Annotated in this window: 13 protein-coding genes and 1 riboswitch; of the genes, 8 read left to right on the top strand and 5 right to left on the bottom strand. The window is 72.8% G+C overall.

Features of this window, described 5'->3' with window-relative positions; all coding sequences use genetic code 11:
- Positions 1 to 26 precede the first annotated feature (26 nt).
- Complete coding sequence (locus FB455_RS14515; RefSeq protein ID WP_145753687.1) at positions 27 to 473, top strand: DoxX family protein; 447 nt, start codon at positions 27 to 29, stop codon at positions 471 to 473.
- Between the two features lie 54 nt (positions 474 to 527).
- On the opposite strand, the gene FB455_RS14520 is transcribed toward FB455_RS14515, so the two are convergent.
- Positions 528 to 1,169: a DUF4232 domain-containing protein gene (locus tag FB455_RS14520; protein ID WP_145753689.1), complete on the bottom strand. Its 642-nt coding sequence runs from the start codon at positions 1,167 to 1,169 to the stop codon at positions 528 to 530.
- A gap of 7 nt (positions 1,170 to 1,176) precedes the next feature.
- Complete coding sequence (locus FB455_RS14525) at positions 1,177 to 1,485, bottom strand: ArsR/SmtB family transcription factor (protein WP_091425503.1); 309 nt, start codon at positions 1,483 to 1,485, stop codon at positions 1,177 to 1,179.
- Positions 1,486 to 1,574: 89 nt separating this feature from the next.
- Between FB455_RS14525 and FB455_RS14530 the strand changes: the two genes are divergently transcribed.
- The 4 genes from FB455_RS14530 (at position 1,575) to paaN (ending at position 7,184) form a co-directional block, all read left to right on the top strand.
- Positions 1,575 to 2,549 (top strand): DMT family transporter, encoded by a 975-nt coding sequence (locus FB455_RS14530; protein ID WP_145753691.1) that lies wholly within the window; start codon positions 1,575 to 1,577, stop codon positions 2,547 to 2,549.
- Positions 2,550 to 2,621: 72 nt separating this feature from the next.
- Positions 2,622 to 2,754: riboswitch (SAM riboswitch) on the top strand.
- 12 nt (positions 2,755 to 2,766) lie between these two features.
- Complete coding sequence (gene thrC / locus FB455_RS14535) at positions 2,767 to 4,056, top strand: threonine synthase (RefSeq protein ID WP_013288859.1); 1,290 nt, start codon at positions 2,767 to 2,769, stop codon at positions 4,054 to 4,056.
- 382 nt (positions 4,057 to 4,438) lie between these two features.
- A complete protein-coding gene (locus tag FB455_RS14540; RefSeq protein ID WP_030272112.1) occupies positions 4,439 to 5,458 on the top strand; it encodes a GNAT family N-acetyltransferase in 1,020 nt (339 codons plus the stop codon).
- A gap of 52 nt (positions 5,459 to 5,510) precedes the next feature.
- On the top strand, positions 5,511 to 7,184 hold the full coding sequence (gene paaN, locus FB455_RS14545; protein WP_186466401.1) for a phenylacetic acid degradation protein PaaN: 1,674 nt from the start codon (positions 5,511 to 5,513) through the stop codon (positions 7,182 to 7,184).
- Between the two features lie 63 nt (positions 7,185 to 7,247).
- On the opposite strand, the gene FB455_RS14550 is transcribed toward paaN, so the two are convergent.
- A complete protein-coding gene (locus FB455_RS14550; RefSeq protein WP_013288856.1) occupies positions 7,248 to 7,763 on the bottom strand; it encodes a GNAT family N-acetyltransferase in 516 nt (171 codons plus the stop codon).
- A gap of 218 nt (positions 7,764 to 7,981) precedes the next feature.
- Between FB455_RS14550 and FB455_RS14555 the strand changes: the two genes are divergently transcribed.
- From FB455_RS14555 to groL, 3 genes are all read left to right on the top strand, one after another.
- Complete coding sequence (locus tag FB455_RS14555; RefSeq protein ID WP_013288855.1) at positions 7,982 to 8,185, top strand: cold-shock protein; 204 nt, start codon at positions 7,982 to 7,984, stop codon at positions 8,183 to 8,185.
- A gap of 110 nt (positions 8,186 to 8,295) precedes the next feature.
- Positions 8,296 to 9,648, top strand: coding sequence for a hypothetical protein (locus FB455_RS14560; RefSeq protein WP_145753697.1), 1,353 nt, complete (start codon positions 8,296 to 8,298; stop codon positions 9,646 to 9,648).
- A gap of 274 nt (positions 9,649 to 9,922) precedes the next feature.
- The gene (groL, locus tag FB455_RS14565; protein ID WP_013288853.1) at positions 9,923 to 11,545 is read left to right on the top strand and encodes a chaperonin GroEL; all 1,623 of its coding nucleotides are present in this window, start codon (positions 9,923 to 9,925) and stop codon (positions 11,543 to 11,545) included.
- Between the two features lie 72 nt (positions 11,546 to 11,617).
- On the opposite strand, the gene FB455_RS14570 is transcribed toward groL, so the two are convergent.
- Both FB455_RS14570 and FB455_RS14575 read right to left on the bottom strand, forming a co-directional pair.
- On the bottom strand, positions 11,618 to 11,860 hold the full coding sequence (locus FB455_RS14570; protein ID WP_013475087.1) for a hypothetical protein: 243 nt from the start codon (positions 11,858 to 11,860) through the stop codon (positions 11,618 to 11,620).
- Between the two features lie 70 nt (positions 11,861 to 11,930).
- Complete coding sequence (locus FB455_RS14575) at positions 11,931 to 12,857, bottom strand: GNAT family N-acetyltransferase (protein ID WP_013288851.1); 927 nt, start codon at positions 12,855 to 12,857, stop codon at positions 11,931 to 11,933.
- Positions 12,858 to 12,896 lie beyond the last annotated feature (39 nt).

The following is a 12,896-nucleotide window of genomic DNA, read 5'->3' on the forward strand; positions in this document are numbered from 1 at the left end:
CCGGCACCCGTACCAGGAGGTTTCCCATGATCCCGGCGCAGCTGAAAGCCCCCGTGCTGTCCCTGTTCCGCATCGTCACCGGCGCGCTCTTCCTCTGCCACGGCGCCGCCTCGATCTTCGGCGTCTTCGGCGGCAACCCGGCCACCGGCGGGGCCGTCCCGTTCGGCACCTGGCCCGGCTGGTGGGCGGCACTGATCCAACTCGTGTGCGGCGCGCTGGTGCTCGTCGGCCTGTTCACCCGGCCGGCCGCGCTGCTCGCCTCCGGCTCGATGGCGTACGCGTACTTCGTGGTGCACCAGCCGGACCACCTGATGCCGATGCAGAACGGCGGCGAGCTGGCCGCGCTCTTCTGCTGGTCGTTCCTGCTGGTCGCGGTGCTCGGCCCGGGAAACTGGGCGGTCGACACGCTGCTGGCCCGCCGCCGGTCCATCGCGACCGAGCCCACCGCGGCCCCGGCCTCGGTCCCGGCCTGAGTCTGCGGCGGCGAACCAGATCCCGGTCGGGGCGACCCCTGCCGGGCTCTGGTTCTACAGCGGATTGACCGGCGGAGTCGTGGGCGGCGGCGGGGCGGCCGGCGTGGGTGTGCCGGCCGGGTCGGGCTTCCGGCGCTCCCACGCGCTGACGCCAAGCCGGCCGGTGTTGCCGAGGTCGATCGGCCCGTCCAGGGCGACCGGGTACGCCCGCCGGCCGGCCACCGGCGCGACGTCGAGTTCCCTGCCGTCGGTCGCCACCACTGTCGGGTCGGTGACCAGGTTCCGCCAGATCAGCGCCGCACCGGCCCGCTCGCCGGGGGCCAGCACGATCCGGGTGGGCGGGTGGTCGAAGCCGGAGGTGATCGGCTTGGCGCCCGGGATGATCCGCACCTCGATCGGGTCGCCGTCGGCGTCCCGGAGCGTGACCGCCGGATAGCCGCGCAGCTCGTACGGCCGGTCGCCGCAGTTGAGCAGTTCCAGGCCCATCGCCCGCAGGCCCATCGCGGCGCTCACCCCGAGCCCGGTGATCGCGATGCCCTCCGGGGAGCAGGTGGCGGCGGGCGTGTGGTCGGCGGTGGGAGCGCCCGGCCGCGGCGGCGGGTCGGACAGTCCGTCCGCGGGCCCTCGCGCCGGGGTGCAGGCGGCCATCAGCGTCACGCCGGTGAGGACGCCGATCAGGCGCGCCGGTCTCCGCATCCGGCGATCATGCCACTCCGCCGCGCTCGGCGAGGACCGCGTCGAGCAGGCCCGGGTAGAGGCGGTCCAGTTCCTCGCGGCGCAGCCGCACGTAGCGGGTGGTGCCGGCGACCCGGGTGCGGGTCAGGCCGGCCTCCCGCAGCACCTTGAGGTGGTGGCTGCGGGTGGCCTTGGAGACGCCGAACTCGAACGAGCCGCAGGCGTGTTCCCCGCCCGGCGCGAGCGCCCGCACGATCTGAAGCCGGACGTCGTCGGCCAGCGCCGCGAGCACGGCTGTGACCGGTACCTCGCGCAGCTCGGGTTCGTGCAGCTCCATGTGACTACGATAACCCATGTTCGACAACCGTCGAACAAGCTCCTATAGTCGTGCCGTTGGTTCGACGGTATTCGAACATAGGAGCTGCGATGCGTTCCCGTCACGCCACCCTCCCGATCTTCGCCGCGGTCAGCTGGGGCGTCATGTTCCCCGTGCTCGCCAGCGCGCTCACCCGCGTGGACGCGCTCAACCTGACCACCGCCCGCTACGTGCTCGCCACCGCCGTGCTGCTCGCCCTGCTGCTGGCCCGCGAGGGGGTCGCCGCCCTGGCCACCCAGCGGCGCGGCGTCGAGGTGGTGCTCCTCGGCGCGCTCGGTTTCGCCGGGTTCAACACGCTGATGAACCTCGCCCTCGGCCACGCCGCACCGCAGCAGATCGCGCTGTTCGCGGCCACCGTGCCGCTGGTCACCCAGTTCGTCCGCTGGGCGCGCGACGGCGTCCGCCCGCGTCCGGCACTGCTCGGCATCTCGCTCGTCGCACTGGCCGGCGTCGGTCTGGTGATCACCCGCGGCCGGCTCGACGGACTGGGCCAGTTCGGCTGGGGCGGGCTGCTCATGATCGGCGCCGTGCTCGGCTGGGCTTTCTACACCCACGGCGCGAGCCGGTTCCCGGAGTGGTCCGCGCTGCGCTACACCACGCTGACCGCCGTCGCGGGCATGCTCGCCATGCTCGCCGCCAGCGCCGTCGCCGACCTCACCGGGCTCCAGCACGCCCCGGCCGCCGCCGACCTCGTCGCGATCGCTCCCCAGCTCGCGTACGCGGTGCTGGTCGCCGCCGTCCTCGCGGTGCTGGCGTGGAACACCGGCGTACGGCGGCTCGGCCCGGCCGACGCCGCGCTGTTCATGAACCTGGTGCCGGTGGCCACGTTCGCGGTGCAGATCCTGCGCGGCTACCGCCCGGTCGCGGTGGAGCTGGTGGGCGCCGGGCTGACCATCGCCGCCCTGGTGGCCGCGAACCTCGTCACCCGTACCCGCTCGGCAGCGCCGGCCACGACGGTGCCGGAGCCGGTCGCGGTGGTGGACCGGCCCGCGGTGGTGGACCCGGTCGCGGTGGTCGGACGCTGAGCCGGCCCACAGCGTGGGATCCCGGGGTGGCGCGGCCGTGAGCAGCGCCTAGACTCGGCGGCACAACTGAATACCTCATCCAGAGGGGCTGAGGGATACGGCCCGACGACGCCCCGGCAACCACCCGCACGCTCGACGACGAGCGACGGCGGGCAGGTGCCAATTCCGTCCCCGCCGCACCCGGCGATGCGGGGAAAGATGAGAGGAACTCCTCGACATGACGTCGACGCTTCCCGTCGCCACCGGTATCGACACCACCCTCAGCCCGGCCCGCGCCCTGGTCTGCCGTGCCTGTTCGGCGCGGTACCCGCTCGCCGCGCAGCACGCCTGCTACGAGTGTTTCGGGCCGCTGGAGGTCGACTACGACACCGCCGCGCTCGCCACCGTCACCCGTGAGCAGATCGAGGCCGGTCCGGACAACATCTGGCGGTACGCGGCGCTGCTGCCGGCCGGTCAGGACCCGGCCACCCGGGTCACGCTCGACCCGGGGCTGACCCCGCTCGTCGCCGCCCCGCACCTCGCGGCCGAACTGGGGCTCACCGCGCCGCTCTGGGTCAAGGACGACAGCGCGAACCCCACCCACTCGTTCAAGGACCGGGTCGTCTCGGTGGCGCTCACCGCGGCCCGCGCGCTCGGCTTCGCCCGCTACGCCTGCGCCTCCACCGGCAACCTCGCCAACTCCGTCGCCGCGCACGCGGCCCGGGCCGGCGTGCCGTCGATCGTCTTCATCCCCGGCGACCTGGAGCAGGGCAAGGTCGTCACCACCGCTGTGTACGGCGGCGACCTGGTCGCCATCGACGGCTCGTACGACGACGTGAACCGGCTCTGCGGCGAGCTGGTGGAGACCGACGAGTTCGAGGACACCGCGTTCGTCAACGTGAACGTCCGGCCCTACTACGCGGAGGGCTCCAAGACGCTCGGCTACGAGGTGGCCGAGCAGCTCGGCTGGCGGATCCCGGCCCAGGTGGTCATCCCGATGGCCAGCGGCGAACTTCTCACCAAGATCGACAAGGCGTTCGCCGAGCTGGTCGAGATCGGGCTGGTCGAGGCGCCGGCCGGCGGCTGGAAGGTGTTCGGCGCGCAGTCGGCCGGCTGCAACCCGATCGCCACCGCGCTGCACGGCGACACCGACACGATCGTGCCGGTCAAGCCGGCCGGCATCGCCAAGTCGCTGAACATCGGCGACCCGGCGGCCGGGCTGTACGCGCTGGAGGCGGTGCGGCGTACCGGCGGCTGGATGGACTACGCCGACGACGACGAGATCCGCGCGGGCATCCGGCTGCTCGCCCGTACCACAGGGGTGTTCGCCGAGACGGCCGGCGGCGTGACGGTCGCGGTGCTGCGCAAGCTGGTCGAGTCGGGCCGGCTCGACCCGGCCGCCGAGACGGTGGTGTTCAACACCGGCGAGGGCCTGAAGACGCTCGACGCGGTGGCCACCCAGGTCGGCCCCACCCACCGCATCAAGCCCAGCCTCCGCGCCGCCCGCGACGCCGGCCTCCTGGCCTGACCTTCCGGTCCTCCGCCACCTGCGCGGTGATCAAGGAGTATGTGTCGCCGGCCGGGCCGTTTCGTGACACGAACTCCTTGGTCACCGCCGTCGGCGGGGGTGGCCGGGTGGGGGAGGTGGGGCTCGCCCGGGTGGGGGATCGGGTGAGACCGGTGGGTAACCGGTGATGTGCGGTGAGTGCCAGAAAACCGCCCTCAAGGACTTGACGGCAGGAACCGGACGGCGCAAGATGCTTCGTGCGGGAGGGCATCCGCCGGAGACTTTTCAAGTTCTTGCGACCCAACGCCGGAGGCGTTGTGCGGACGTCCCTCCCGACCAACGTCCGAAGAGGCCAGCGGAAAACCGCTGGCCTCTTCGCTGTGTCCGGCGCACCCTCGGTGGCATGACGCTCACGGTGACGCCGCTGGATCCGACCGACCGGCAGACGCTCGACGCGGTCTACCGGATCGCCTGCGGCGCGCAGGCCGTCGACGAGCCGGACCTGCCCGACCTCTGCCGGCGGCGGTTCGAGGCGCCGCTGCGGCACCCGATGCCCGGCATCGACACGCGCTGGCTGGTGGCCCGGTTGGACGGGCAGCCCGTCGGCTGGCTCCGGCTCTACCTGCACACGATCGACAACACCGAGAACGCGAGCGTCGAGCTGACCGTGGACCCGGCGTACCGGCGGCAGGGCATCGGGCGCACGCTGCACGACCACGGCGTCCGGCTGCTGCGGGAGCACGGCGGCAAACGACTGGTCGGCGCTACCGTCGCCGCGCTGCCCGGCGAGGAGGGGCGGGTCTTCCCCGGTGCCGCGTTCGCCGCCGCCGTGGGCGCCAAGCCGGCGCTGGCCGACGTCCGCCGCCGCCTCGACGTGGCCGGGCTCGACCGTGACCGGCTCGCCGCGCTGCTGGCCGACGCGCGCGCCGCGGCGACCGGCTACCGGCCGGTGTGGTGGCGCGACCACACGCCCGAGGAGTACGTCGCGGACGTCGCCTACCTGGAGGGCCGGCTGCTGCTCGACGCGCCGATGGGCGAGCTGGACTGGGAGCCGGAGCAGGTGGACGCCGCGCGGGTGCGGGACGCGGAGCGGGCGCTGGACGCCCGGGGCGTACGCCGGTACAACACCGGCGCGGTGCACGAGGCGACCGGCCGCCTGGTCGGGTGGACCCAGCTCAGCCTGGACGCGAGCAGCACCGACCACGCCTGGCAGCAGATCACCCTCGTCGACCCCGGCCACCGCGGCCACCGGCTGGGCCTGCTCTGCAAGGCCGGGAACCTGGCGTACGCGCTGGCGCACGAACCGGCGTTGCGGGCCGTCGACACCTGGAACGCGGCCGTGAACCGCCACATGATCGCGATCAACGAGCAACTCGGGTTCCGCCCCGCCGCCGGTTCGGTCGACTGGCAGTTGACGATCTGAGTTGTGACACGCCCCTACTGATCTGGTGCCTTTCTGTTGCATGATGGCGGGCATGACGGAGACCCCGCACCCCCTGTACGACAGGCACCGCGAGACCCTCGACCGGGCGCTGACCGCCATCGCGGAGCGCGGGTACTGGTCGGCCTATCCCGAGTCGCCCAGCCCCCGGGTGTACGGCGAGACCGCCGCCGCCGACGGCAAGGCCGCCTTCGAGGCGTACCTGGGCGGGGACTTCCCGCTCGACCAGGCCGGTGACGGCACCACGGTGGCCACCGAGGCCAGCCCGTTCGGGGTGGCGCTGGACGTGCGCTACCCGCACGCGGGCGCCGACCAGCTGGTGTCCGCCGCGAGCGCCGCGCTGCCCGCCTGGCGCGACGCGGGCCCGCAGGCCCGGGCCGGTGTCTGCCTGGAGATCCTGGACCGGCTGCACCGCAACGTGTTCGAGCTGGCCAACGCGGTGCAGTTCACCAGCGGCCAGGCGTTCGTGATGGCGTTCCAGGCCGGTGGCGCGCACGCGCTGGACCGCGCGCTGGAGGCGGTCGCCTACGCGTACGCCGAGATGACCCGCCACCCGGGGACCGCCGGGTGGGAGAAGGCCGCGGGCAAGGGCGACCCGCTGCGGATGACCAAGACGTTCCACGTGGTGCCGCGCGGTGTCGCGCTGGTCATCGGCTGCAACACGTTCCCGACCTGGAACTCGTACCCCGGTCTGTTCGCCTCGCTCGCCACCGGCAACCCGGTCGTGGTGAAGCCGCACCCGCGCGCGGTGCTGCCGCTGGCGATCACCGTCAGGTACGCCCGGCAGGTGCTCGCCGAGGCCGGCTTCGACCCGAACCTGGTGCAGCTCGCCCCCGAGACCGACGGCGAGAAGCTCGCCACCACGCTGGCCCTGCACCCGGCCGTGAAGATCGTCGACTTCACCGGCTCCACCGAGTACGGCGACTGGCTGGAGGCGAACGCCCGGCAGGCCGCCGTCTACACCGAGAAGGCCGGCCTGAACACGGTGGTGATCGACTCCACCGACGACTTCGCCGGGCTCTGCCGCAACCTCGGTTTCACGCTGACGCTGTACAGCGGCCAGATGTGCACCACCTCGCAGAACCTGCTGATCCCGCGGGACGGCATCGAGACCGACCAGGGTCACAAGAGCTTCGACGAGGTGGCGGCGGGGATCGCCGGCGCGGTCGCCAAGCTGACCGCCGACCCGGCCCGGGGCGTCGAGCTGACCGGCGCGATCGTCAACGACGGCGTGCTGGAGCGGCTGGAGGAGGTCACCAAGGTCGGCGAGCCGGTGCTGGAGTCGCGCAGCGTCGAGCACCCGTCCTTCCCCGGCGCGGTGGTGCGTACGCCGACTGTGGTGAAGCTCGACGCGTCCGACACCGCCACCTACTCGCGGGAGTGGTTCGGGCCGATCTCGTTCGCCATCGCCACCGACTCCACCGAGCACAGCCTGCGCATCCTGCGCGAGACGGTGGGGGAGAAGGGCGCGCTGACCGCGGGCGTCTACTCCACGAACGAGGCGGTGCTGGACGCGGCCGAGGCGGCGGCGATCGACGCCGGGGTGCACCTGTCCTGCAACCTGACCGGCGGGGTGTTCGTCAACCAGTCGGCGGCGTTCTCCGACTTCCACGGCTCCGGCGCGAACGCGGCGGCCAACTCGGCGCTGACCGACGGCGCGTACGTGGCAAACCGGTTCCGCATCGTGCAGAGCCGCCGGCACGTCTGAAAGGAGGGGCCCCTTCTTAACGCCTCCGGTAGAGGAGGGGCCCCTTATTAACGCCGCGCCGGCTCAGGCCGGGCGGCGCATCTGCAGCTCGTGCAGACCGGCGATCCGGGGGTGCGGCACGCGTACGCCGGTGTCCACGAAGCCCAGCTTCTGATAGGCCCGGTAGGCGCGGTCGTTGCCGACCACCACCTCCATCATCAGCTCGGGCCGTCCGCAGGCGCGCGACCAGGCCGCCACCTCGTCGACGAGCGCCGCCAGCAGGCCGCTGCCCCGCCGGGCCGGCGTCACGTAGACCGCGTAGACGAGCGTCAGGCCCGGCTCGTCCGGCGCGGCGATGCCGCCGGCGTGGCCGACCAGACGGCCGCCCGGGTCGGCCACGAACTGCGCGGTGTGGTCGCCCCGGGAGACGGCCGCGACCCGGGCCGCGAACTCCGCGTGCGGCCGGGCGGCGGCCTCGGCCACCGTCTCCAGGAAGGCCAGCGGGGAGTCGGCCAGCATCTCCAGCCGGAGCGCCCGCATCCGGCCGGCGTCCTCCGGCCGGACCCGGCGGACGGTGGTCGTGGTGCTCACGCTGGTCATGCCGCATGCATACCGGACGGTCCGCGGCGGGTGTGCGACAGGCCCGGGTACGCCCCGGAATATGCCCGATTTGTGGTCGTGCGCCGTCGTCACGCCTCGTGTAGCGTGCGATTTCGGTCACCGAATTCAGCGTCGCCGATCGCTGGACCGGTGCGCCACCGGTGCCGGTCCGCCGGTTTCCGGGTGTTGGAACGCCGCGCAGAGTGAGGAAGTGCACCGTGGCACAGGGCACCGTGAAGTGGTTCAACGCCGAAAAGGGCTACGGCTTCATCGCCGTCGACGGCGGGCAGGACGTCTTCGTCCACTTCTCCGCGATCGAGATGGACGGCTACAAGGCGCTCGACGACGGCCAGCGCGTCGAGTTCGAGATCGCGCAGGGGCAGAAGGGTCCGCAGGCCGAGCGGGTCCGCGTCATCGCCTGACCTGCGGCGGGCGGTGCTCCCGCGACCGGACCCCGGCCCGGGGGCTGCGTTGCGGCCGACCACCATGGAAGATCATGAGCCGTTCCAGCCGTAGTCGCTGAGGAGGGCCCATGTCCGATCTGCCCCCGTCGGGTTCCACCGAGCCGGCGGCGTCCGGCCCTCCGGCCGACCCGACCGCGCCCCCGCCGCCCGCCGCCGAGCCGGCACCGGGACCGCCGGGGACCACCGGAGGGGCCACGCCCGCCTCCGGCGCGTCCGGCGCCGACCCGTGGGCCGGTCACACCGGCCCCGTGCCGATCGTCCCGGCCGAGCCGGGGTACGACACCCCGCAGCCCGGCGGCCCGGTCCCGGCCAACCCGCCCGGATGGACCGCGCCGGATGACACCTCACCCGGCCACACCTCGCAGGGCTGGACCGCGCCGCCGGGCACTCCTCCGCACGGTTGGAACGCGCCGGGCACTCCTCCGCACGGTTGGAACGCGCCGCCGGGCACCCCGCCGCCGGGCTTGGGTGGTCCGGCGTACCCGGGCTATCCGATGCCCGGTGCGGCCTACCCGGTCCCCGGTGCGGCGTACCCGGTGCCGGCCGGTCCCGGGGCGTACGCCGGCTGGTTCCCGGGCATCGACCCGCAGGATCCGCTCGTCAACCCGCCGCACGCGGGCATCGGTCCCTGGTTCGCCCGCTGTACCGCCGCGCTGCGGCGCGGCTGGCGCCAACTGCTGCCCATCGTGCTGCTCACCCAGGTCGTCCCGGCGGCGGTGATCGGCGTCCTCACGCTCGTCTTCAGCCCCGAGGGCGAGATGGCGACCGCCCCGGACGGTGCGCCGGTGCTGCCGGCCGGCTTCTGGGGGCAGATGTTCGCCTTCTACGGCGTGCTCCTGTCCGCCGGGCTGGTGTTCGGCCTGCTCCAGGCGGCGGGCTGGGCCGCCGGCACCTGGGTGGTCGCCCGCCAGGCGGCCGGCGAACCGACCGGACTCGGCGCCGCCTTCCGGTACGGGCTGCGCCGTGCCCTCGGCCTGTGGGGCTGGACGCTCCTGGTCTCGCTGCTGGTCATGATCGGCAGTTGCTTCTGCCTGCTGCCCGGCCTCTACGCCGCGTTCGCGCTGGCCCTGTTCGGTCCGGTCTACCTGTTCGAGCGGCGGGAGCCGATCGGGCGGGCGTGGCGGATGTTCCACAGCCGGTTCGGCATGGTGCTGGGCCGGGTCGCGCTGGTGATGGCTGTCCTCCTCGCGGCGACGGTGCTGGACGCGGTCGTGGGCGGGATCAGCGGGGCGGTGTTCGGCGTCGAGCCGATGAAGGCCGTCGGCACCGCGATCGGCGCCGTGGCGCTCGCCGTGTTCGGCGCCCTGCTGGCTGCCCCGGCCTACCTGGCGCAGCAGGTCGGGCTGGTCGTCACGTACGCCGAACAGCGGGCTCAGGAAGGCCCGGTGAACGCGGCCCGGCTGGCGGCGGAACTCGGCTGAGCGGGGCTGTCGTGCTTGCACTCGGCTAGGGAGAGTGCTAAACAAGTCATTGGCACTCGCGTACGGTGAGTGCCAGAAGGTCGGGGCGGTAGGGCCACGGCCGCGCCGGTGTCCGAAGGGACGCCGGAGCGGTACGAGGCCGGTCGTCGCGGGCTGTCCGGCCCGACCGAGGAGACGTCGTCGTCGCCAGGTGGCGACGTCCCCAAGGTGCGTACACCAGACGGCCCATCCGGGCATCCGGGTGGCCCGTGAGTGTCCAGGAGGACAACGCCGTATGGCCAAGATGATCGCGTTCGACGAAGAGGCGCGCCGCGGCCTCGAGCGGGGCATGAACCAGCTCGCCGACGCCGTGAAGGTGACCCTCGGCCCCAAGGGCCGCAACGTCGTGCTCGAGAAGAAGTGGGGTGCCCCCACCATCACCAACGATGGTGTGAGCATCGCCAAGGAGATCGAGCTCGAGGACCCGTACGAGAAGATCGGCGCCGAGCTGGTCAAGGAGGTCGCGAAGAAGACCGACGACGTCGCCGGTGACGGCACGACGACGGCGACCGTCCTGGCCCAGGCCCTGGTCCGTGAGGGTCTGCGCAACGTGGCCGCCGGCGCCAACCCGATGGCCCTGAAGCGGGGCATCGAGGCCGCCGTGGCCAGCGTCTCGGAGGAGCTGCTCAAGCTCGCCAAGGACGTGGAGACCAAGGAGCAGATCGCCTCCACCGCCTCCATCTCCGCCGCCGACCCCAGCGTCGGCGAGATCATCGCCGAGGCGATGGACAAGGTGGGCAAGGAAGGTGTCATCACCGTCGAGGAGAGCAACACCTTCGGCCTGGAGCTCGAGCTCACCGAGGGCATGCGCTTCGACAAGGGCTACATCTCCGCCTACTTCATGACCGACCCGGAGCGTATGGAGGCCGTCTTCGACGACCCGTACATCCTGATCGTCAACAGCAAGATCTCGTCGGTGAAGGACCTGCTCCCGATCCTGGAGAAGGTCATGCAGTCGGGCAAGCCGCTGCTGATCATCGCCGAGGACCTGGAGGGCGAGGCCCTCGCCACCCTGGTGGTCAACAAGGTCCGTGGCACCTTCAAGTCGGTCGCCGTCAAGGCGCCGGGCTTCGGTGACCGCCGCAAGGCCATGCTGACCGACATCGCCATCCTCACCGGTGGCCAGGTCATCAGCGAGGAGGTCGGCCTCAAGCTGGACGCGACCGGCCTCGAGATGCTGGGCCGCGCCCGCAAGGTCGTGGTGACCAAGGACGAGACCACCATCGTCGACGGTGCCGGCGACGCCGAGCAGATCCAGGGCCGGGTGAACCAGATCCGGGCCGAGATCGACAAGAGCGACTCCGACTACGACCGGGAGAAGCTGCAGGAGCGTCTGGCCAAGCTGGCCGGCGGTGTTGCGGTGATCAAGGTCGGCGCGGCCACCGAGGTCGAGCTGAAGGAGCGCAAGCACCGCATCGAGGACGCCGTCCGCAACGCGAAGGCCGCCGTCGAGGAGGGCATCGTCCCGGGTGGTGGCGTCGCGCTGGTGCAGGCCGGCAAGACCGCCTTCGACAAGCTGGACCTGGCCGGCGACGAGGCGACCGGCGCGCAGATCGTCAAGATCGCGCTGGACGCCCCGCTGCGGCAGATCGCCGTCAACGCCGGCATGGAGGGTGGCGTCGTCGTCGAGCGGGTCCGCAACCTCGACCCGGGTCACGGCCTCAACGCCGCGACCGGCGAGTACGTGGACCTGCTGGCCGCGGGCATCATCGACCCGGCCAAGGTGACGCGTTCCGCGCTGCAGAACGCCGCCTCGATCGCCGCGCTGTTCCTCACCACCGAGGCCGTCGTGGCGGACAAGCCGGAGAAGACCCCGGCCGCCCCGGCGGGCCCGGGTGGCGGGGAGATGGACTTCTGAGTCCAGCTCCACCCAGTACGCCGAAAGGGGGCGGGCCGCGTCAGCGGTCCGCCCCCTTTCCGCGTATCCGGCTCAGGTGGGCAGCGGGCGCTGGTTGCGCCGCTTGTGCGCCCTGTCGTACGGCGGTGGCGGCCGCCTCGGCTCGTCCACCGGCTGCCGTGGCTCCTCCACCGGTGGTGCGTCTGCGCCGGTCAGCTCGGCGAGCTGCTCAGCGTCGCCGACGTCGAGCCGGTCGAACGGGAGCTGGCCGGGAAGCTCGTCGGCCGGGCGCCGGGCCGCCGCCGGATCCTCGGCCCGTTCGTCATTCGTGGTCATGCACCGCCTCCTCTGCTCCGACCGTAGAGCCCGGTCGATGGCGAAGGAGGCTGAATGGCACTATTGACGTCTATGCCCCTTTGATGGCTTTCCGGTAGAGGAAGAACACCCGCTCGATCCGGGCGCCCGCCGCGTTCGAGTAGAACGGCACCGGCCCCACCCAGCCGATCTGCGCCGCGGTGATCCCGGCCGCCGCCTGGTCGCGCAGGCATCGGCGCAGCAGCACGCCGCCGATCCCGGAGCCCTCCGCCGCCGGTGCGGTGCCCATCGGCCCGAACCAGCTCGGCCGCGCCGAACCGTACGCGGCGAACCCGAGGATCTCGCCGTCCCGCTCGGCCAGGTGCACACCCGCGTCCGGCCGCCCCACCGAACCGGCCAGCTCACCGTCCCAGGCGCCGCCGAACGTGGACCTGGCGAACGCGGCGAGCGCCGGCAGGTCGTCGGAGGCGGCACGGCGTACCGTCACGCCCCGCCCGGCCAGCCGCTGCTCGGCGGCCTCGGTGGGGCGCAGCGCCGCCGACCCTTCGGACAGCTCGGCGGTCATGTTCCAGGCGGTACGGTCCTGCCGGTAGCCGAGCCGCTGCGCGGCGCAGACCGCCGGGGTGTAGCGCACGTCGACGCCCGGCCAGGCGTAGTGCGGCGGGTTGCCGGCGAGCAGCACCTCGGCCGCGCCGAGCGCGCCGAGCCGGCTCTCCGCCTCGGTCAGCAGCGCCCCGCCCACGCCCTGGCGGCGCTCAGTGGGCGCGACAGCGACCAGGTCGACGTGGCCGAGGCGCGGATCGGCCGCCGACAGCGACCCGACGAGTACGCCGACCAGCGCGCCGTCGCGTACCGCACCGAGGCGCAGCACCGGACGGTCGGCTGCGGCCCGCTCCGCCACGGTGACCACCACGGCTGACGCCTCGGCCGCGTCCTCCGGCAGATCGAACGACAGCCGGCACAGCTCGACCACCTCGGGCAGCCGGTCCCGGCCCAGCTCGATGATCTCCACGTCCATGGACGCCGACCCTAGGGCATCGGCAGACCAATGGACAGG

It is taken from the genome of Micromonospora sp. CNZ296 (genome assembly GCF_007827635.1).

Bases quoted from the DNA above. Each gene is read 5' to 3' on its own strand.
- FB455_RS14525 (WP_091425503.1), bottom strand. From the start codon at position 1,485: ATGGAGCTGCACGAACCCGAGCTGCGCGAGGTACCGGTCACAGCCGTG.
- FB455_RS14575 (WP_013288851.1), bottom strand. From the start codon at position 12,857: ATGGACGTGGAGATCATCGAGCTGGGCCGGGACCGGCTGCCCGAGGTG.
- groL (WP_013288853.1), top strand. From the start codon at position 9,923: ATGGCCAAGATGATCGCGTTCGACGAAGAGGCGCGCCGCGGCCTCGAG.
- FB455_RS14570 (WP_013475087.1), bottom strand. From the start codon at position 11,860: ATGACCACGAATGACGAACGGGCCGAGGATCCGGCGGCGGCCCGGCGC.
- FB455_RS14520 (WP_145753689.1), bottom strand. From the start codon at position 1,169: ATGCGGAGACCGGCGCGCCTGATCGGCGTCCTCACCGGCGTGACGCTG.
- paaN (WP_186466401.1), top strand. From the start codon at position 5,511: ATGACGGAGACCCCGCACCCCCTGTACGACAGGCACCGCGAGACCCTC.
- FB455_RS14530 (WP_145753691.1), top strand. From the start codon at position 1,575: ATGCGTTCCCGTCACGCCACCCTCCCGATCTTCGCCGCGGTCAGCTGG.
- FB455_RS14515 (WP_145753687.1), top strand. From the start codon at position 27: ATGATCCCGGCGCAGCTGAAAGCCCCCGTGCTGTCCCTGTTCCGCATC.
- FB455_RS14550 (WP_013288856.1), bottom strand. From the start codon at position 7,763: ATGACCAGCGTGAGCACCACGACCACCGTCCGCCGGGTCCGGCCGGAG.
- FB455_RS14540 (WP_030272112.1), top strand. From the start codon at position 4,439: ATGACGCTCACGGTGACGCCGCTGGATCCGACCGACCGGCAGACGCTC.
- FB455_RS14560 (WP_145753697.1), top strand. From the start codon at position 8,296: ATGTCCGATCTGCCCCCGTCGGGTTCCACCGAGCCGGCGGCGTCCGGC.
- thrC (WP_013288859.1), top strand. From the start codon at position 2,767: ATGACGTCGACGCTTCCCGTCGCCACCGGTATCGACACCACCCTCAGC.